Annotated in this window: 15 protein-coding genes and 1 pseudogene; 5 read left to right on the top strand and 11 right to left on the bottom strand. The window is 54.5% G+C overall.

The genetic code is table 11. The features are described from left to right. Positions 1–236: 236 nt before the first annotated feature. Positions 237–1,178, bottom strand: a complete 942-nt coding sequence (locus SG26_RS19770) for a DUF6610 family protein (RefSeq protein WP_050038635.1) — start codon at positions 1,176–1,178, stop codon at positions 237–239. Between the two features lie 100 nt (positions 1,179–1,278). Between SG26_RS19770 and SG26_RS19765 the strand changes: the two genes are divergently transcribed. Beyond that, the gene (locus tag SG26_RS19765) at positions 1,279–2,166 is read left to right on the top strand and encodes an HNH endonuclease (RefSeq protein ID WP_050038634.1); all 888 of its coding nucleotides are present in this window, start codon (positions 1,279–1,281) and stop codon (positions 2,164–2,166) included. On the opposite strand, the gene SG26_RS19760 is transcribed toward SG26_RS19765, so the two are convergent. From SG26_RS19760 to SG26_RS19720, 8 genes and pseudogenes are all read right to left on the bottom strand, one after another. After that, positions 2,131–2,883, bottom strand: coding sequence for a hypothetical protein (locus tag SG26_RS19760; protein WP_175055186.1), 753 nt, complete (start codon positions 2,881–2,883; stop codon positions 2,131–2,133). The two genes, SG26_RS19765 and SG26_RS19760, sit on opposite strands and share 36 nt — an antisense overlap. A gap of 75 nt (positions 2,884–2,958) precedes the next feature. After that, complete coding sequence (locus SG26_RS19755; protein ID WP_050038632.1) at positions 2,959–3,918, bottom strand: ArdC-like ssDNA-binding domain-containing protein; 960 nt, start codon at positions 3,916–3,918, stop codon at positions 2,959–2,961. 97 nt (positions 3,919–4,015) lie between these two features. After that, positions 4,016–4,564 (bottom strand): hypothetical protein, encoded by a 549-nt coding sequence (locus tag SG26_RS19750; protein WP_050038631.1) that lies wholly within the window; start codon positions 4,562–4,564, stop codon positions 4,016–4,018. Positions 4,565–4,694: 130 nt separating this feature from the next. Next, positions 4,695–4,958 carry a hypothetical protein gene (locus SG26_RS19745; protein WP_050038630.1) on the bottom strand — a complete coding sequence of 88 codons (264 nt, stop codon included), beginning with the start codon at positions 4,956–4,958 and terminating at the stop codon, positions 4,695–4,697. A 121-nt stretch (positions 4,959–5,079) separates the two neighbouring features. Next, positions 5,080–5,952 carry a DNA polymerase gene (locus tag SG26_RS19740; RefSeq protein WP_050038629.1) on the bottom strand — a complete coding sequence of 291 codons (873 nt, stop codon included), beginning with the start codon at positions 5,950–5,952 and terminating at the stop codon, positions 5,080–5,082. A gap of 429 nt (positions 5,953–6,381) precedes the next feature. Further along, entirely contained in the window at positions 6,382–7,416 is a 1,035-nt protein-coding gene (locus SG26_RS19730; RefSeq protein ID WP_050038628.1) for a hypothetical protein, read from the bottom strand. 282 nt (positions 7,417–7,698) lie between these two features. Beyond that, positions 7,699–8,103, bottom strand: coding sequence for a transcriptional regulator (locus tag SG26_RS19725; protein ID WP_014030648.1), 405 nt, complete (start codon positions 8,101–8,103; stop codon positions 7,699–7,701). 30 nt (positions 8,104–8,133) lie between these two features. Beyond that, positions 8,134–8,431: pseudogene (locus SG26_RS19720) on the bottom strand (DUF6516 family protein). 321 nt (positions 8,432–8,752) lie between these two features. Between SG26_RS19720 and SG26_RS19715 the strand changes: the two are divergent. The 4 genes from SG26_RS19715 (at position 8,753) to SG26_RS19700 (ending at position 14,333) form a co-directional block, all read left to right on the top strand. Then, positions 8,753–12,367, top strand: a complete 3,615-nt coding sequence (locus SG26_RS19715) for an Eco57I restriction-modification methylase domain-containing protein (protein ID WP_050038627.1) — start codon at positions 8,753–8,755, stop codon at positions 12,365–12,367. 23 nt (positions 12,368–12,390) lie between these two features. Next, a complete protein-coding gene (locus tag SG26_RS19710) occupies positions 12,391–13,422 on the top strand; it encodes a hypothetical protein (protein WP_050038626.1) in 1,032 nt (343 codons plus the stop codon). A gap of 8 nt (positions 13,423–13,430) precedes the next feature. Continuing rightward, on the top strand, positions 13,431–13,655 hold the full coding sequence (locus tag SG26_RS19705) for a hypothetical protein (RefSeq protein WP_050038625.1): 225 nt from the start codon (positions 13,431–13,433) through the stop codon (positions 13,653–13,655). Positions 13,656–13,802: 147 nt separating this feature from the next. Then, positions 13,803–14,333 (top strand): hypothetical protein, encoded by a 531-nt coding sequence (locus SG26_RS19700; protein ID WP_050038624.1) that lies wholly within the window; start codon positions 13,803–13,805, stop codon positions 14,331–14,333. A gap of 1 nt (position 14,334) precedes the next feature. On the opposite strand, the gene SG26_RS19695 is transcribed toward SG26_RS19700, so the two are convergent. Both SG26_RS19695 and SG26_RS19690 read right to left on the bottom strand, forming a co-directional pair. Further along, positions 14,335–18,144 (bottom strand): helicase-related protein, encoded by a 3,810-nt coding sequence (locus SG26_RS19695; protein WP_050038623.1) that lies wholly within the window; start codon positions 18,142–18,144, stop codon positions 14,335–14,337. A 401-nt stretch (positions 18,145–18,545) separates the two neighbouring features. Beyond that, complete coding sequence (locus SG26_RS19690) at positions 18,546–19,448, bottom strand: hypothetical protein (RefSeq protein ID WP_228841634.1); 903 nt, start codon at positions 19,446–19,448, stop codon at positions 18,546–18,548. Positions 19,449–19,495 lie beyond the last annotated feature (47 nt).

Raw genomic sequence — 19,495 nt, 5'->3', positions numbered from 1 at the left:
TATTCTCCAAGTGCAAGTTCTTGATGTCCTCATAGTATGTATGGAGGTGGGTGTCTATCGCCCCTCAGAATCGTGCGGACGCGCTCTTCAGCTTGTCACCTCTCATTTTATCCTGCCAAGTCTAACCTTCGAACCTTGCTGTATACGCGCCCTGTATTCATCATCAGTGGTTATGACATAACTCAGACAATACTGTTTCACTGAGTTCGGTAAGAGCCTCAGTGGCAGTAGCTGTTCTAGCCGTGGACCTCAGTGGGAGTGAGTCCTGCCCGGTACTCTACTCTGTCTCGCTCGTGTTGGCTCCGGTACGCGAGCGTCTGTCCGTTCTCGTACTCGACGACAATCGCATCCTCAAGGCCACTCACAGTCGCTCTCGAACCGTCAGCAGCCCAAACAGAGTCCATCGGTTCCGCTGTTAGCGGGGTCCGGTTTTTCTCCACGGTGGGCCACACACCCCGCGATTTCCAGTAGGACCTGATGTGCCGCAAGCTCTCTCGAACCGTCTCCCGGATCGAGAGGTGGTCTGCATTGCCGTAGCCGTGTGGTGAGAAGTACTCGCCGTGAAGCGCCGCCAGATGAACCCCGTTCCAGTCGACGCCAACGATATCGGCTGGTTCTTCACCGGTCACACGCGGCTGTGTTAGCTCCTCGATCACCGGATACTGTTTCGTGGGACTTGCCCCCAGCAGATGCACGCGCCGTCCTCGCCAGTCTACAATGTCCGTGTACTCGTCGGCGGTCTGGTCGGAGTAGCCCATCGGGTAGCCCAGGACGATATCATCGTCGATCACGTCGATTGCGTCGCGGCATTTCGGGACGATTATGGCCTCCATGCCCGGAAACTTCCGTTTCAGTTCCCGTGCGGCTTGGTTGTACCGTCGCGCTTCCTGCTGGTCGTATGCGTCGCCAAGCATCCCGACCGACGGCTCGTACTGCTCGAAGCGTTCGATGTACCGGTCCAAGTCTGGATTCCGGAAGTCGTTGTCTAGAATCTCAATCGGGACGTCGACGTTCCGAAGCGAGGACTGGTAGGTGTAGTCCTCGCGAACGCCGACGGCGAATCCAAGCCGGTAAGCATCGATTACGAACGGTTCCCGGTGAAGGAACCCGATGTACTCAGCCTGCTGTGCATCGCCGACAGCCGCCGCTGACCAAGAGTGTCGAGCCTCAGAAGACATGGAAAACACCGAGCGCACCGACCGGCGCGCCCAGCTGGCAGGCGCGGCACAAAACGACCCCGCGGCTTAAATACGGAGACGGGCGGAAGTGTCGAGCAGAATGAAGGAAGGTATCGAATCGCAGTACGACGACCCTGACAACTACCGGGGTGACTACCCACCAGACTGGGCGTACCGGATCGTCTTCCGGAAGCAGTTGGACAACAACACTTGTACCAACTGCGGGACGCGGTTCCCTGCGGAGGATTTGGAGGTCGTGCGACGAATCCCCGCCGAGAACGGCGGGACAAACAAGACCACGAACCTCCTGACAGTGTGCTCGTTCTGCGAAGAAGACATCACACAGACGGGACGCCTGAACCTGCCAGAGTCAGCGAACCAAGAGCCAGCAAGCAGTCCAGAAGAGGACACTCACAGGGTCCTTGCGTTGCAGAGCGAAGTCCCGATCACCGAGGAAGTCGAGGGCGAAACTGAGGCCAACGGGCAGTCTCGCAATGCCTCTCGTTCGGAGTCTAGCCACATCCAGACACAGTCGGAGAGGACTCAGATATTCAACCAAACGACAACCGAGGAAAGCGACGAGCAGTCCGACCAGGACGACACCGACCAGCGTGCTGGATGGCGACGGCTATTCGTCGCGTCCATAGGAGGCACAGCGATGTTCCTGACATATCTCTGTGCGTTTGGTATCTCCTACTTCCTGTCCTCAATTGCGGGTAATGTAGCGTTCTACGGCCTCCCGCTGGCCGGGCTCGTAGCGGGAGTCCGATGGCGGCTGTCAACAGCCATTGCGTCCGTCTGCGTTGTTTTGATGTACGCTGCCCTCTGGGAGTCCATCTCGACGGAACTGTTCATGACTCCGTTTGCGTGGGTTCCCGTGGTTGCGCCACTGACTGGGGTTGCCTACGGGGTCGTAACCGAGCGTACTGAGTTCTCGCTGCGGAACCTGCCATCAGATCCGCGATTGATGGTCCAGCGCTTCCGTTGACGAGATATACGCCAACAACTGGTCCACGACCGAGGGGTCGAACGAGTCAGAAACGTGTCGCACGTTCCACAACCCAGACTGATACACCTCAGATTTCGGCGAGTGGTATCCAAGCCAATCGAGGTCTGACGGTCCTGCAGATCGACGATAACTCGACACCATTGCGATGGTATTTGACTCAATCTCGGCTCTGTCACACTCGGGTCCGGGCTTGCCCGGAACGTCAACCCACAGAAACGGCAGATCCCGGATGTACTCCGACACGCGCTGTTCAAGTTCGTGTTCCTGCTCGCGAACAGCAGTCGTCTCGGCGTCGGGATTCGGTTCGCCCCAGTGAGGATACTCGTCGTGCCAGCCGTGTTTCTCGATTAGCGCCCGTCCGACGTGCAAGCGAAAAATCGAACCACGATGGTTGCCACCGCCGGCGTACTTCCCTCGGACATTCCCCCGGTGCTGCCGGAGCCGGTTCCAGAGCGTGTTCGACGAACCGGTACTGACGCCGACGGTGCCGATTCGGGAGAGTCGCCAGTCGACCGCTGTCGTTGCCCGAAGGTCGCTTGCTGGCGAGAAAAAGAAGTACACTCCTCGGTCGGGCCAGTCCAATCGCCCGGTCACGTCTCCGAGGTAGTACGGCCCTCCGATCTGGTCACGCAACTCTGCTAAGACACTCAAGAACTGTCCGACAGGACTGCCACCTGACGCTGCTGTGGAACGCATATTCGACTCCCTCGCCCACCAAGGGAGTCACAAAACACTCCTCTCAAGCACGTCTGGAAAAGCACGACCGACTGCTCAGCTGGCACCTTCGACGGCGTCGATCAGATCCGCCGCAGTCGACGAGATACGGTCCAACCGGTCCCGAAGCGTCTCTGGTGCGTCGCCGTCCCACGCCGCGAGGTAGAACGCCGAGTTCTCTGGGTCCAGCCCGAAGTGACGACTGACCACGTAGGCGACTGCCTCAGCCTCGACCTCACGTTTCGACCGCTCCGCCTCATCCTCGACATTGAAGTGAAGCTCTGCATGGGCGAACTCGTGAATCAGTGTACTCGCGAGGGCGGCCCGATTCTCCCGGTCAACCGCTTCGACCATCGGATTCGTCGTCATGACGTTCCGACGCTCGCAAACGCCCCGTGCAGACCCATGCTCCCACTCTTCGGGAGTGACGATTCTTGCGTCGACACCGATCTCGTCGGTCGCGTCCAACAGGTCCTCGACAAGTCCATCCGGGTCGCCGTGAGCTTCTGTCTCCAGTTCGGGAAGCGGCTCGCCCTCAGTCTGGGAGATATCGAACACCGACGTTGGCCGGAACCCGACCAGTCCCCGCCGCCACTGCTCGGGCTCTGTCTCGTCGTACTCGCAATCAGTGTTCTCGTGATACGACGGCGAGTTCCCACAGTCGGGGCACTTCTTCGTGATGATCGGAGCCCAGATCCAGATCGCGTCCTCGCCTTGCTGGACGTAGCGGTCGAACTCGTCTTGCCACGTATTGTAGCCGGCGACTTGGGTTGCCTCGGGACACTGGAGCTTGATGAGTAGCGTGTTCCGGGCCGAGTAATCGTGGAACTTGCTCTGCACATCGAGCCACTGCTGGAACTGCTCGCTGCCCTGCGCTTCGTCGGTGAGGTCGGCGAGGTCTTCGACCCACGCATCGAGTTGGTCGCGCATCTCCTCGTCCCGGGAGTCCGAATCGTCGAAGGTGCAAGTGGTCTGTTGGCTGGACTGCTCTGGAGTGTCTGACTGTATCGTTGACATCGGTCTATCTTCGGGACGCACTCTCGGGCACGCCCCCGCACCTCCACTGGGGGTCACAAAATCGACTTGCTGACTGAGCGAGAGCGAGGTGAGCTGGCTACCTGTACCGCTCTGGCGGGTAGAAGACGACGTGGATAGCCGAGCCAAGGTTGTACCATGACTTTGCGAGAATCGAGACCTCTAGTCCCCACTCGGCGGCAAACTCGAAGACGTCGAACCAGAGATTGTGGGGCGGCTCTGTGGAATCCAATCGCTCGATGTTGCCGGGGTAAACGTGCATCGAGTACAACGCCGGCTCGCCATCGTCAAGCCAGAGTGTCGAGTGGTCGTCTGCTGGCGGGCTGTGAGGCGGCCCCTTCGGGTCGCTGTCGGCGTCAAGCGGCGAGTGAGGGCACTCGTCGTCGCCCGTGATAAGACGCCGTATGCAGGCTGTCTCGGTAGGCGCATCGAGGTCGAAGGCTTGGGCAAACGCATCGCGCTGGTACTCGCCCATGATCGCGCCGAGTGCTTTCCAAATGTCCGCCCACGTTGGGTCCTCTGGCTCGTGATCCAGATAGTCGTGGACAGCCTCGCGCAGCTGTCGGTACTCGTCCCATGCCGGGACAGGCTCGTTCGGGCCGGGTGTCGGCCAGTCAGTGCGGTCCATACGCTTGGGGAAATTCCGATGGGGTATCAACTCTCGGGACGCGCCCATACGCCGCATCAGAGAAGAAGTCCTGACGCTAACCAACACCGAGTAGAATGTGGGGCACTGTGTTGGTTAGCCTTCGAGTTGGCTACTCCTCGCTTCTAGCCTCCCAGCCTTTGTGGAAGTACACCAGCGCCACGTCGGAGTCGAAACACTGGCCGGAGGGAACGTGCTGCAAGACTTCGTGTTCTGGGATCGGCTCAACCACGCCCTCATCAAGCAGACTGGTGACCACCTCGCGGCCCCGTGGCTCGTCGATCTCGACAGTATCGGGACGCCGTCGGTCGCGGTCCTGTGCGATCTGTTCGCGCTCGAAGCGCTCGTAGTCTGGAACTGTTTCGGTCGGGTCCATAGAGGAAAATCCCTCACCCAGCCGGGGAGACACAAAATTAGCGCTAACCAACAGTCGGAAAGTATGGTGGTCGCTGTTGGTTAGGACACACCACCGTTTCTGCAAAACGCTCGAAGCTGAGTCAGTTCGGGAGCTTCGGTGCTATCACGAACTGCATCGCTCCATCGGCGTCGGGGAACTCCGATTTCAGCACGAGCGGTACTGAGTCTCCGATATGGAGAACCCGATTCGTGCCGTCTGGCAGGCCAGCGTTTGCCGATTTGACCAGCGACGAATCCAGTTTCACTGCGACATCCGCAGGCTCGAAGGCGATGAGATCGGTGTCGTCCCACCGGTAGGTCATGCTGTCAGTGTCGCCGTCTGCGGCAAACCGCACTTCTCTGGTTTCTGAGTCAACAGAGAGGTCAAACCGGTCGGCAAGCATATCGGCTGCGTCGAGACCGAGCGAGATATCGTCTGGACTCAGGTGGACAGTTGCCGGGATGTCTATCTCTGGCATCTCGACAGGGTAGCGGAGCGATTCAACCGCCTCGAGATCAATAGTGCGCGTTATCCCGTCGATGTTGATTTCCAGTGTGCTGTTTGCCGCATCGAGTGCGAACTGTGCAAGGTCGCCTGCGTCGCCGACCGAGAGTGCATCCCGGACCCGACCGACGTCCACTCCTAGTGTCCCCCTCCCTGCATCGAAGGAGTTGAACGAACTCCCAGAAACACGCAAGTCGACCATCGCGTGTCCCTGCAGGTCAGCCGCCCGGATGGCGATTCCCGACTCTGCAATCCCTATCCGCGTCTTGTCCGTGACCGTGCCAGCCGCCGCGAAAATCCGCTCAAACAACTGTACCTCGCCGCTGATCCGAAGATGCTGCGGGGCATCGAGCGACAGGAGGTCCGCAGTGTCGAGTTCTGCGTCACCGTCCGCCGGCGTCTCTGGCACGCTCGTTTCGGCGTCGGTGGTTGCTGCTTCGGTGCTGCTGGCCGCTGTAGACTGTGACATTTCGATTTCCCTCCACTTGCCGGAGGGCACACAAAATGTGGCGGCGTCGATGTCACGTTTGGTGTGAATACGATTCTGTATCCATCAGAGGAGGTGAAACAACTGCTCTGGAAGCGTGCTTATCGACCGCGAAGGAACGGGGACACAAACGCATAGGCGCAGATGAGTAGTGTGATAATAAATAGAGGAAATCCTAATCCATCTTCGTCAGCGATGATGAGTCCGGCTGTGAGGATTGATACCGCCATAGCGACGAGTGCTGTGCGGATTGAACGGAGGTTACGGAGCGTGGCTTCATCCGTCATACGTATGCCGGATATGGATTCAATATCAGCCTTGCGAAGCTAATGTATTATACCGAATCCTGCTTGTCCGATTTCTGCTGACTGCTGCCGTCATGAATATGTTCGCCGTATTCACAACGGCCGGTCAGGGGACCACCGACGCCAGGCGATGAGTATTGTAGTCGAACGTCCATCGCGAGTAGTTCCGTGTGATCCGGTACTCGCGAACGACTGCAACGTCTTCCAGCGACTCTTCGGGTTGTTCCCACGTAAACTCGTAGCCGGCGATCACGTCTCCCTCGTCGAGATATCCAACCGGATGCTCCGGCCCGTCCCACTCAACCGAGATTGGGTCGCCACCGCTGGGAGGCTGGACTCCACGGCTGACTGTCCCCTGGATGACGGATGGGTCATTCGTCAACCCATGCAGTTGTGCTAAGTCACTGGCTTTGATCGTGAACTCATCCTCCTCGCCGACGAACGAGTGCTGGGTTTGCCCGCGTACTGTTGCGTGCTCTACCTTCTCGATATCGACACCGAGAGCGTCGGACAGCAGGTGGGCAAACTCAGCGGCTCCCGTGCGGACTGTTTGGTTCTGCTCCTCGATCTGCAGGGTTGTCTCTGGCGTCCGAAGCTCCCTTGTGTATGGGTTCTCCGGCCGCTCGACGGGCATACAGCTGCACAAGAGCGTCCCTTCTGGCCCCGTCAGAATCCACGGCTGCTTCCCGCACGGGATTGCCGTGTATCTCGACGCAGTGTACCGCCCGCCACCAGTGAGGACTCGCAATGCCTTTTCGAGTGCTTGGGCGTCAATGCCGTACCCGTAGCTGTCAGCAAGCCCATCGACGAATGTGACTCGAGTGTCGACTGAACTGAAGTCGCTGTACGTGTTTGGGATTTGCAGGACATCAGTTGCGTACTGCTCAACATATGCTCCGACGTCCCCGTCGACGACCCAGCGCGTTTGCTGTTTGCTTGCTCGACCAGTCGACGTGTTGATCGACGACGCTGGCCGCTGCGTTGTCAGCCCCCAGTCCTCGTCCGGGGCGGCCCAACTGCTGTCGTCGCGGTCAGGAGCGCGACACGTCGTCGCGCATCGGGCGATGCTTGCAGCATCGGGATCGAGGTCGTTGTCGGCGCTGTCTCCGTCTCCGAACGTACGAAGTGAAAGGTCAGTCATCCTCTCACCCGCCAGAGGAACACAAAATTTTGGACTGGCTCACAGGCAATACGGAGGGAAATCCAGCTGATACTCCAGCGTGTCGTAGAAGTGTTCGTAACCTCCGTTGCGGTTTTGATGTATGATCGCCTTCGTTTTCAGCAAGAGGATAGACATCCTTTCTTGGAACGTACAGGGGGCTTTCCCTCCATACACTCCTACCTGAACCCATCCGGTGAAGAGGCCACAAGCAAAGTGCTCACCGAGGCCGAACTCTATCCGAAGCGGAACTACAGCAATAGACTACGGTGCAACAGTACCAGTGTTCCCGTTCGATCCTGTGAATGGAATGTCGATTTCGAGACCGTCGTAGGCCAACATCGGCTTCTTTGCTTCGCCCGGTCCACCGCCCTGAAATTCGATAACGTCGATATCTGCAAGTTCAGAGAGGTTCCGGTGTACCTGCTTGTAGTCTCGGTCAACCAGTTCAGCAGCCTCGCGGATGCTCGCCGGTTCATGTTCGGAGATCGCCTCCAACAGCTCCAGATTCTTCGGACTGAGGAGACGACTGAGTTCGGCGTACGAGTCGAAGTTCAGTGTCGGTTGGGCGTCGTCAAGGTCTTCACCCTCCTGAGCTGCCTTGAGACGACTACGCGTGCGCTGGTCGAGATGATCGCTATTTCCGACGGTGACTTTGAGTGTGGGCATTGTGTTCCTCCCGGCGGCGTCCTACGGTGATCAGTTCCACGAAACGGGCGATAGTTCGGTAGCCTCCTCCTTGAAGCGGTCGTAAAGCGTCAGCAACCCCGGAAACTCGATGTATTCAACATCGTCGTGAATGTGGCGCTCGTGCCCTTTCGTCCGTTCGTGGGCATTGTCGTATCGGAGGATCGTGTCTCCGCCGACCTCCCCAAGATGGAGGCTGTAATCCCAACCACACGGGTACTTATTCATCGTCCGTCTGTCGGATGGTCACAGCAACGACGTAGCCGTCTTTGACATCCCGCCAGTCTTCGATGGTAGTGTAGGACGCCATCCGCTATCCTATGTTATTACCTCCATAGATATAAGCCTATGGAGACACCTCCATAACAGGGTCAAAAGACCACAATCGAGACTTTGTGTGCCGCCGGTCAGATATATAAACTGCTGATCTTTTCGAGGAGCCGCAGAAAGCACTACCTTTCTGCTTTTCTTACTTTCTGGCCTGAGTGTTTACAAGATACAGTTGAGACAACCACACAAACGACTACAAGGCTTCCTCGACACAGAACCCGGCTGCTCACTAATGACTCTGATTTTACGTATACTCTCCAATCGTGTGTAGTTTTATGAGGTCCTAGTAAAAGATAATCCCATGGATACACTCCAGCAGATTACAGCGAAGGACATCGCTGGCTGGGATTCACTATCTGATGTCGCTTCCACCTTCGAAAAACGGGGTCTGAAAGTCCGCGACAACCTTGGAGACGACAACGAGCTCGTGCTCCAGCTCACCGACCGCGAGTTCATCGTCCTTGTCGAAGCAGGGCCAGGGGAATCGGCCTCCGATTTCAAACCCGACGACCGACGACGTCGAACTAACCTTGTCGCCACCAACGACTACGAGGAGTTCACCTTCCTCACCCGAATTCGGGCGCTCGATGGACAACAACACGGGCGTATCAAGCACCAGAAGCTCTCTTTCACGAAGGAGCAGATGACAAGCGAGACTGGTGAGAAGAATACCATCCTCCAGAAACTCAACAGCCTTGAGTTCGGCTCGGCGGCAGCGATCTACGACGATCTCTACGACACTAAGCAAGTCGTCAAAGAATTCTACCAGCAGTTCGAGACCCTCCGCACCGATCTCGTGCAGGAAGTCGCCGGTATTCCTGACGACCGCGGGGATGCCAAGCAGCGCTACGTGCAGGTCACACTCGACCGGATGATTTTTCTCTACTTCATCCAGGAGAAACGCCTGCTTGCCCGCGACCCGAACTACCTCCATGACCACCACAAACAACGCGTAGACGAGGGCAAGAACGTCTACGAGGAGTTCTATGAGCCGCTATTCTTCGACTACCTCGCCGAGAACAAGAAGAGCACCGAGTTCGGCGCACTTCCGTACCTCAACGGCGGATTGTTCTCGAAGAACCCCATTGAGGAGGAGTTCGAGGACGCTCGTCTCGGGGACACGACCGAGCGCACCAACGAACTGTTCGGTGATATTCTTGACTTCCTCTCGGACTGGAACTGGAATGTTGACGAACGACTCGACATCGTCGATCCGAAGAACCTCTCCCCAGCCATCCTCGGCCACATCTTCGAACAAACTGTCAACCAGAAAGAGATGGGAGCGTACTACACTCCTGAGGAGATTACCGGGTTCATGTCTCGGCAGACGATCCACCCGTACCTTCTCGATCAACTTAACGAGAAGGTTAGTGCCGAGTACGAGGAAATTGACGACGTATTTGGGTTCCCAGCTCCGGATGCTGAAAGCAGTGTGGAGGCACTAGCCGATGGAGGGGCAGTCACGACACAGGTTCCGACCGAAAACGTCGAGACACGGCATGTGGAGACGCTGTATCATGACTTCCTGAAGGAAGCTCGAGTCCTCGATCCGGCGGTTGGGAGTGGGGCCTTCTTGCTCGCCGCTCAGGAAGTGCTGCTGGACGTCTATATGCAATGCATCGAGTTCTTCCAGCAGATGGCCGACGAGGGGAAAACATGGGAACTGGAGGAGCGCACCGTCGAGGAATTAGAGACAATCGAAAAGGGACGCGGGAGTGCTTCCTTGTACGCGAAGCGGTCGATTATCCTCAACAACCTCTACGGAGTGGACATCGACGATGGAGCAGTTGAAATCTGCAAGCTACGCTTGTGGCTCTCGATGGTCGCTGACATTGAGGATGAGCCCAGTGAGGTCGAACCACTGCCCAATATCGACTTCAACATTCGGCAAGGGAATAGTCTCATTGGTTTCACCGAGTTAACAGAAGTAACGGATGCTGGTGACGCTCCACTCTCAAATTGGGGTGGAGGAATTGGTGACGGCGTACGGATGTTATACGAAGAAGTAATCGGAGAGATTGAACGACACAGGAATGCTACCTCTGCTACAGAGGCCTCTGGTGCAAGAGTCAGTGCGGAGGAAAAGATCGAGGAGCACAGTAAATCTCTGAATAGTAAACTATTGACTCAGTTCCACGAGGCCGGCAAAGACGAAGTGACGATTGAAGATGTTGAGTCTCTTTCTCCGTTCCACTGGGTGCTTGAGTTCGCACCAGTATATCGAGACGGCGGGTTTGATATCGTAATCGGAAATCCACCATGGGACGTTGTCTCGCCGAACAAGGACGAGTTCTTTACAAAATACGATCCACTGTTCAGCAAACGTCTACCGGATGATAAGAAATCTACTGAGAAAGAGCTTCGAGAACAGGAGGGTGTGGAACAACAATGGGAACGGTATGAACGGTCATTCGAAATCAGAAATACGTACTTCAACGATACCCCTGCATACGATCTCCAATCTCCCCAGATCGATGGTCGAACAGTAGCAAACAATCAAAATGACCTCTCAGCTCTGTTCTTTGAGCGTACATTCTCGCTGACGGATGAGACTGGGAGAGTGGCCCTAATCCTCCCTGGAGCGATCTACTCGGGTTCGAATTCGAAGGATGTTCGCCTCCACCTCTTGAACAATACCTCATTAGAATCGTTGGTCGGGTTCGAAAACCGAGGCATATTCGAGGACATTGACACACGGTATAATTTCGCTATTACCATCTTCAAGAACTCTGGGGAGACAGATACACTCAAAGGAGTCTTCCAGAAAACTGACTTGAGTATTCTACAAAACCTCGACGAGCAAGCCGCTGAAATCCCAAAGCGAGTCTTAGCACAGTATTCACCGAAGGCGCGTATATTTCCTTTCGTCCGATCGCAACGAGAAGCGGATGTAATTGATTCCATTGTTCAGCACCCTTCTCTGGGTGAGAAGATTGGTGACAAGTGGTATGCAACTCCACGGGCTGAATTGCACCGAGGGAAGGATCGAGACCGGTTCACAGAGAATCGAGAGGGCGCAGATTATCCAGTTCTCGGTGGTTCAAACATCTACCAGTTTGAGTATAATAGAGAACTAACTACAGACCTGAATGAGCCAGAATTATGGAGCGTTGAAGAGGATACGCCAGCAAAAAGCGCCAAATATCGGCTCCGAAAGAAGCGATATCCCTTCTTAAAGAAGGCAATCTATGAGGCCTTCGACGGAACTGGGTCGCAAAAAGGGTTTGTGAACGACCTGCTTGAGGAGGAACGCGGGAGGCCGTTAGCAGAGGATGACGTGCTGCTCGACTGTTCCGATTACCGGCTAGTCTATCGGAAAATAACCAACTCAACAAATGAACGCACAACCATCGTATCTGTGCTTCCTCCAGGTGTCGTCACCCATGACTCGATCTATGCGCTTCAGCACCGAACCCCAGAACCAACAGAAGAGGAATTGAGAGAGACGCCACTTCATTCGGTATACAAACGAATATTCTCGGACGAAGAAATGTTCGCCGCGCTCGGATTAATGAACAGTCTACCGTTTGATTTCCTGATGCGAACAAAGATCGATACAAACCTCGTCATCTACAAATTCAAAGAGTCGCAAATGCCGCGATTGACAAAGGGAGACCAGTACTTCGATTATATTTCCACCCGTGCAGCACGGTTGAATTGCTACGGTGAGAAATTCGCTGAGATGAGAGAACGTCTCGGTGGTATTGAACCCGCAACCGACCAGAATGTACGTCGAGAGTTACAAGCTGAGATTGACGCTGCGGCGTTCCATACTTACGGTCTTGGAGAAAAAGATGTTCAGTTTGTCCTCGATGATTTCCATCGCGTACAAAACCCCCGGATGATGACTGAGGAATACTTCGATCTGGTGTTCGAGAAGTTCGACCTACTAGAAACAGAAGGCCCACACAAGTAGCACTAACAGCGTACTTACAAACTATGGTCTACCACGTTAACGGTAGGGGCATCAAAGCTCTCGAACCCACCAGTTTTAACGCTCTCAACCTGACTGAGGCAGACATTGAAGAGTGGATTATTGAAACACCCTCGATACTCGGTGAAGACCTACTCGTTGTCGCGTCCCAGTACGCCAAGTTTGATCGGACTGCCGAACGTCCCGACGTGTTAGCGCTTGACCCTGATGGGAAGCTGGTCGTAATCGAACTGAAGCGAGACAGCGCAGACAAGACGACTGACCTCCAGGCCATCAAGTACGCGAGCTACTGCTCAACCATCAGTGCAGAGGAACTCCAACAGGACTACCGTGCGTTCTGGAACAATCGGCGCGACGAAAACAATCAACTTACACCTGAAGCCGTCGGCGAGCGATTCAGTGAATTCCTTGGTGAGGACATCGCCACCACAGAGGACGGCTACGCTGACTTCGTCCTGGATGACCGGCCACGGATTTTGCTCGCCGCGGGTAGCTTCGGCCCGGAGATCACAACCCCAGTCGTATGGCTCGAACGTGAGTACGGGATGGACATCACCTGCATCGAACTAGACGTTCACCAACGTGATGAGGAGGTGTTCGTCAGTGCCCGCCAAGTGCTCCCCATCCCAGAGGCTGAGGAGTATATGGCCAAGCGCCGGCAGAAGGAACGTCAACAGAGTCGGTCGTCGAATCGCGCTGAAAGGGCAATCACAGTTCTGCTCGAGGCTGGACTGGTAGCGGAGGGGGACATCGTCCTGTTCGACGAGGAAAGCCTACCAGACGATGCTGAGCGGGATTACGACCCAGAGGACGACTTCTGGCGAGCCCGGATTACTGGGAAGACGGGACGGAGTGACAACGTGGAGTGGCTGGAAAACGGTGCAGAGTACTCATTCACTGCTTTGGCTCAAGAGGTACTCGAACAAGCGACCGGTCGTGAGTTCAACGTCAATGGATACCCGTACTGGCTGCACCCCAAACATGAAATGAGCCTGTCCGAACTCCGGCGGTCGAAGGTCGGCGATATTGACTGGTGAGTTTGTTAATGAAGAGCGTTGAACCGGGTGACTATGTCCGAATCGACATCCCCAATGGAGATGACCCGGACTTTCAATACCACGGCGAGCGCGGAGAGGTTATCGAGATACTTCGAGACGATGCGGGCGCATCCACTGGTGACGAGCGGGACTCCTACCTCTACCGTGTGCGGGTGGCCTCAGGTACTCAGGTGGATCTGAGGTGGCGTGACCTGCGACCAGTCCTCGAATAGAACGCTGTGTCTCCGTCGAAATCCTGAAACGTGACGGGAATATCGGCTGTACTCGCATAGTAAGCACGTCTCTGCCTCGGAGAGAGATATTGCAGTGAACTACCAGAATAACCACAATCTTAACGATACCAACCAATGAAGTAAATCATGGTAGAAGTCGTGAAAGAGGGGTTTCTGAATAAGGACATTCGGGAACGGAAGAAATCGAGGATGTTCCCTGAGGACGATTTTGAACGAATTCTCTCAGCCGTCAAGGCTGCACCAAACAGTGTATTCGAGAAGAGTCAAACCGATCTTGACAGTCATGTGGCGCAGGCACTCCCAGACTACCATTTCGAACAGGATTCAGATAGAGGACTGAATCCGAAGTGCAAATTATGGGCACCGAAATTCAACCATAGCGTAGATCTGTATCACCCAGGAGATCGGATTGCTATTGAGATTGAAAAGAGCCAACAGAAACGCGTGAGCGATGACATACTAAAGTTCATCAAGGGTGGAAAGACACAACGAAGCAACCGCAAAAAAATCGAATTTGGATGTCTAATTGTTCCGGTGAATTGGGGTGAGAGGAACAACGATCTCTATAACGAAGCCATGCGGTGTATGAAGTTCATTAGGAGCGTGTTGCACGTTGAGGATATCGCAGTAATCGGATATCAAGAACCAACGGTGTGAACTACTGACCGATGACGCCCCAGCAGATGAGCCGAGCTTGGACGGCGCTCTCCCCTACGAGAGTGGTCTGATACTCCGCAGATGCTTCGATATTGTCCTCGAGGAATGTCTCTAGTTCGACAAGGAACTCCTCGACCGGCCAGTCACCGAGGGAGGTGTAGTCCGGATGTTCCCGGAAGGTCTCTCGCAACACTCGGTCTTCATCTGTGTGTTTGAGCTTCACTCGATCCAGCCGATCGAACAAGGCATTCGCCCACTCCCCGACCGTGTCCTGCTCGTCTACAGGTGCGGGCTGGTCACCGTACTGTGGGAGGATTCGCATCTGCATCATGTCGAGTAGCATCTCCTGTGTGGCCGACTGACCACCACCGCTAAACACTTCCTCGACCTGCCCTTCACGTATCTCCTCTAACCGCTCGGAGAGATGCTCCTCGATCGACTCCCTGTTCGCGATTACTCTGTCGGTGTTCCCGGCGAGTTGTTCACCCTGCGTTTCCGGTGCTATGCCGAGTGAACCAACGGGTCGCTCTTTCAGGTCACCACTGAACGGTTTGTAGTACAATGCTCGCCGTACACGCCCAAGCGGTGCATCTTCGGGTTCTCCGGTTTCATCGTTCTCGAACCAGAGATGGACAAGACCAAACACACCCGGACGCGGGCCGGTATCGTGACCAATAGCGTTCGTGTAGAGGAACTCTCGTTCATCGGTGGGTTCCTCGAAATAGTCCTCTGCAAACTCGAAGTCCTCCGAAGAGAGTCCATAGTCTTCATTCAGCTCCTCCTTGAGGAGCACACGCTCGAATGCCGCGTTCTCGTCACTTCCAGCGTTCCGTAGCAGTGGATTCTTCGACGTGTCGTCCAGCTCGTTGTAGTCAGTCACATCACGGGACTCTCGAATCGACGACTCAATCTCCTCAATCTCCAATTCCCCGATAGTCTTCTCTGTCTCGACTCCCGCCCTCTCCAGCACCGCATCTTCGTTCGGATCAAGAATGTTGTTCTCTTTGCCAACGATGAGTGCAATATCGTTGATTTTCGCCTGCAAGCGCTCTAGGAGTTTGATTGCAGCCTCTATGTCTCCATCAGGGTAGAAATTGTGTACGTACTTGTCCGCCGTCGAACCGATTCGGTCGATACGACCAACCCGCTGGACGATGCGCATTGGATTCCAAGGCAGATCGTAATTTACGACCACTGAGATGTCCTGAAGGTTAACCCCTTCACTAAGAGTGTCTGTCGCGACTACGTACTGCAACTCCGTCTCGTCACTTTCAGCCAGTGTCTGCTGGTACCCTGACGCCTCTGGGGCGAACCGTTTGATGATGTCTTGTTTGTTCTCGTCTCCACCCTTTACGACCGCACTGTTCTCCATCGTCATGGGTGACGACTCGTTGTCGACGAGTGTCCGGTGGACGTAGTCTGCGGTCGCGCGGTACTGAGTGAAGATGAGTACTTTCTGGTCGTACCCGTTCAGAACTCCGGCCAGCCGGTCAATCTTGGGATCACGGAACTCGCGGAGCGCGAATACGGCTTCGTAGAAGTCCAGCGTAGCAGTGTCGGCTTCGCTTAAGTCGTGCTGAGGGTAGAGGATAGGACTCGGGTCATCTTCCGGTACGTCTGGAAGAACTGCTGCACCGTGGTCAGCGAGCCACTGTTCCAGTTCAACTTCCATGTCCGCGATAGAACCGGAGTCTCGAGCTACACGACCGATGAACCGGGAGAGGAAGTAGGCAAGGAGCGTCAGGTCTTCGCGGATGTACGTTTTCACCTCTCCAACCGTGGCATCGGCTAGTTCGTCGTCCGAATCGCCCCCATCTGCTTGAAGGGCACCACTGTCGAATCCGAACTCTTCGAGCGTTTGCTCAAGATCTTCAGCTGCGTCCGCTCCCTCAACGAAATCCTCTAATGTCGTTTCTGCTGCATCATCACCCACTGTACGCAGTACATCAATATCTTCGTCCTCGGGGAGTCCATCAAGGAATCCAAGAAGTGACCGCTCACTCTCGTGTAGCGTCTGAACTGACTGGACAAAGGCATATGTGGAGGACTCGAGACGTTTCAGCAGGTTTAGTTTGTAGAGTGCTTTCAGTGTTCCCCCTGCCTGTGGATTCTTGATGGTGATATGTGGGAGGTGGAGCGCATCCATCACGTCCGGGAGCATACGATAAATGGGCTGGTAGGCGGGGGGGAGGGAATACTGCTCCTTGTTGAGTTCGGGAGGCTTGAAACTCATATCGAAGTCGTCTTGATCGGTTAGCGTCTCTTTGACGTGCTTTCGAGTCCGGAGCACCATCACCTCGTTTAGTATCTCGGAGATCTCGTCCGAGTGACGCTTGAGCTGCTCTGTCATCTGGCGCTGCTCCTTCTCAGAGGCTTTGTCTTTACCGGCAGCAATTCGCTTACGCTCCGCTGCGAGGTCGATGTACTCGTCGAAGGCGCTGAATTTCAAGGATGCCTTGTTCATCAGTTCGTTTTCGTCGGTGAACAACCCAATGAGGTTCTTGAGATCGGTAGCTGAGTTATTGATTGGCGTCGCAGTCAGCATGATCATCGTGTTGTTCCGGAGGAGGCGAGCGTTCGCATGTCGACGAGTCCCCGTGTAATCGTCGTCGTCAACCGGATTTGGATTCCACTTCCCGTGATTTCGGAATCGGTGCGCCTCGTCGATGAGCACCACATCAAATTGGTCGTCCAGAGCGTTCACCTCCTCGTATGTGAGGTTCTGGAATTTGCTGATGCTCATGACCTGCAAGTGTTTTCCATCAACCTCGAGGCCGAAGAACGGGTCTCCGTCTTCGTCTGTCGCGTTTTGGAGGAGATCACGCCACTGGTCGGTTAGGTTGGCTGGGACGATGAGGAGACAACGGTCACCTTGTTCTCGGTAGTCGTAGAGGAGTTCGCTTCCAATGAACGACTTGCCTAGACCGACCGAATCGGAGATTATGCAGCCATCATATTGTGACAGCTTCGTCTTTGCACTCTCGTAGCCGAGTGTCTGGAAATAGTACAGAGGGCTATCACGAACACTGACGTTGCCGTTCAGCTCATCATACGCCAGCAGTTTATACATCTCGAACGGTTCGAGATATGTTCCAATATCTGCCTCATCTTCGACTTCATCATCGTCCTCGTCCTGCTGTTCCTTCCACTGCTTGTAGCGATCGGTCTCCTCGATGATGTTGATGATTTCCTCAGAGAACTTCTCGCCGTTGGCCCATTGGTTGTCGTACCATTCTTCAAACGCTTCTGCGTCACTTCCGTTCTGACTGGTCAGGTTCAGTTCAACGTTGTGACGGTGCCCTGACTGTGAGAAATTCGAGGATCCAACGATAGTGACCGCACCTCGCTGATCGCGGTCACCATTCCGTAGACTCGGGTTGTCCGTCGCACCGCGAAAGCAGGCGCCTTTCGCATGAAAATACCCTGAATCGGGATTTCGAACCCTAACATCAACGAGTCCCTCTGCAATGAAATCGCGCAGTCGGTCAAGACGTTCAATCTGTGCGTTGTTCAGTTCCTCAACATCTTCCTTAACCTCCTGCTCGAACTGCTCACGTAGCGTTTGGCCTTCACTGACTTCGTCTACGGTACGTTGGTCGGTCTTTCGCCCCATTAGGATGCGAAAAGGGGCGTGTTCGAGTTCCTCCGGGTCGCGGAGGTTCTCGAGATCTTCTTTGAAGAGGTTAAAGCCAGATAAATAGAAGTAGCCGGTTGCAATGCGAATTTCTTCGCATTCAGGGACGACGGTCTTGTAAACGTCTTCGAGAGTGTTGTTCGAGTTATCTACAAGCGCGTCAAGCGAGGGTAACATCAGATATAAAACTACACTGATTATGGCATATTCATACTTTCCCCATCTCACCACTCAGGATAAGAATTGTCCCGAAAGACTAGCCCCAACTTCCATTTTGTTGGAACCTGTCATGCAATAGTTCTCAACAGATATAATTCATGCAACCAGTCCTGAACAGAATTAATGAGTGGCAAAGTTACGAGCTTCAGCGCGAATTGAGGGCTGTACAATCGCCAAGCAGAGGGCGTGGGACACATTTTATGACACGCTACTCGCTTGTTGGGAAACACAAACTGGAACAACTGTTGGTCGTGATTATCGCTGTAGTCAAAGCTGTCTATAGAGGGGAACAGAAACTTCGATGAAATTTCAGCTAGCTCGTGAAAAAGTGAGTAGAACAATTACTTGATCGCTCCCTATTATATATCAATCCCGCTCATGATTTGCTTCGAGGATAGTTCTGAAAGGTCGATGAATGTAGAAAGTTCTTTGACCACTTCTTGAACGACGGATTGCAGTTCAATTTCGGGTACAATAAGCTGATAGCTATTTTCGACGAACGCATGAAACTCCTCTACCTCTTGTCGTACAGTCTCAATGAGGTCATCTACTCCGTCGTCAGAATATTCCTGCAAGATCTTTACACTCTTGATGGTTACCTGTGCAAGGTACGAAGCGAACTGATCTGCGTTACGAAGTGCTTCTTTGGTGAATCCTCGAATCGCATAATGTACTTCGCTCAGTGTGAGTCGATAGAGAAGTTTCGACGTAGATCGCAACCGATAGAGGTAGTGATTGTTGAGATACCGCGTTCCTTTCCAAGCGGTCTTGTAATTGAGTGGGGTAGTGAACAAGAAACACTCTACGACGAATAGACCGATTGCTCTGTAGAAAGTACCGAACCGGTCCTCTTTCACCGCTTGTAGTGACTCTGCCCGCTTCGAAGCGTCCCGCAAGGTATCCGCAGCTTCCACTAGATTCCACCCAGCAATCGCCACAGCTACAACCGAACTGGCTGTCGCCGCAGTACTCGCCATCCGGGCAAACTTCCCATGCCCGAGATTAATCCCAAGGTCGTCCTCAAGTACCTCAGTGAGCTTCCGAAGCCGGCGTAGTGTTGTGGTATCGATCTCTTGCTCTGCTCGAATTAATATACGATCACCTTCTGCGAGGCTTAACTCCAAGCTGCTATCGTGTACCTCAGACAGGGCACCGGCCAAATCAAGCGCTGGTTTTCGCGTTTCTACTCTCGCATGGCGGTACAGTCCGCCATCGAGATGGCTTGCCGCTAAATTAACACGGTCAGTATCCAATTCGCCCACAGTCTGCTAGATAGTGGAAATGTATTTAATACTTGTCGGTGAAAATA

Origin of the sequence: Haloarcula sp. CBA1115 (assembly GCF_000827835.1) — an archaeon.
Lineage (GTDB): Archaea > Halobacteriota > Halobacteria > Halobacteriales > Haloarculaceae > Haloarcula > Haloarcula hispanica.
This window is presented reverse-complemented; position numbering and strand designations above follow the sequence as displayed.

Coding starts and splice junctions, on each gene's coding strand:
- SG26_RS19770 (WP_050038635.1), bottom strand. CDS start 1,178: ATGTCTTCTGAGGCTCGACACTCTTGGTCAGCGGCGGCTGTCGGCGAT.
- SG26_RS19765 (WP_050038634.1), top strand. CDS start 1,279: ATGAAGGAAGGTATCGAATCGCAGTACGACGACCCTGACAACTACCGG.
- SG26_RS19760 (WP_175055186.1), bottom strand. CDS start 2,883: ATGCGTTCCACAGCAGCGTCAGGTGGCAGTCCTGTCGGACAGTTCTTG.
- SG26_RS19755 (WP_050038632.1), bottom strand. CDS start 3,918: ATGTCAACGATACAGTCAGACACTCCAGAGCAGTCCAGCCAACAGACC.
- SG26_RS19750 (WP_050038631.1), bottom strand. CDS start 4,564: ATGGACCGCACTGACTGGCCGACACCCGGCCCGAACGAGCCTGTCCCG.
- SG26_RS19745 (WP_050038630.1), bottom strand. CDS start 4,958: ATGGACCCGACCGAAACAGTTCCAGACTACGAGCGCTTCGAGCGCGAA.
- SG26_RS19740 (WP_050038629.1), bottom strand. CDS start 5,952: ATGTCACAGTCTACAGCGGCCAGCAGCACCGAAGCAGCAACCACCGAC.
- SG26_RS19730 (WP_050038628.1), bottom strand. CDS start 7,416: ATGACTGACCTTTCACTTCGTACGTTCGGAGACGGAGACAGCGCCGAC.
- SG26_RS19725 (WP_014030648.1), bottom strand. CDS start 8,103: ATGCCCACACTCAAAGTCACCGTCGGAAATAGCGATCATCTCGACCAG.
- SG26_RS19715 (WP_050038627.1), top strand. CDS start 8,753: ATGGATACACTCCAGCAGATTACAGCGAAGGACATCGCTGGCTGGGAT.
- SG26_RS19710 (WP_050038626.1), top strand. CDS start 12,391: ATGGTCTACCACGTTAACGGTAGGGGCATCAAAGCTCTCGAACCCACC.
- SG26_RS19705 (WP_050038625.1), top strand. CDS start 13,431: ATGAAGAGCGTTGAACCGGGTGACTATGTCCGAATCGACATCCCCAAT.
- SG26_RS19700 (WP_050038624.1), top strand. CDS start 13,803: ATGGTAGAAGTCGTGAAAGAGGGGTTTCTGAATAAGGACATTCGGGAA.
- SG26_RS19695 (WP_050038623.1), bottom strand. CDS start 18,144: ATGTTACCCTCGCTTGACGCGCTTGTAGATAACTCGAACAACACTCTC.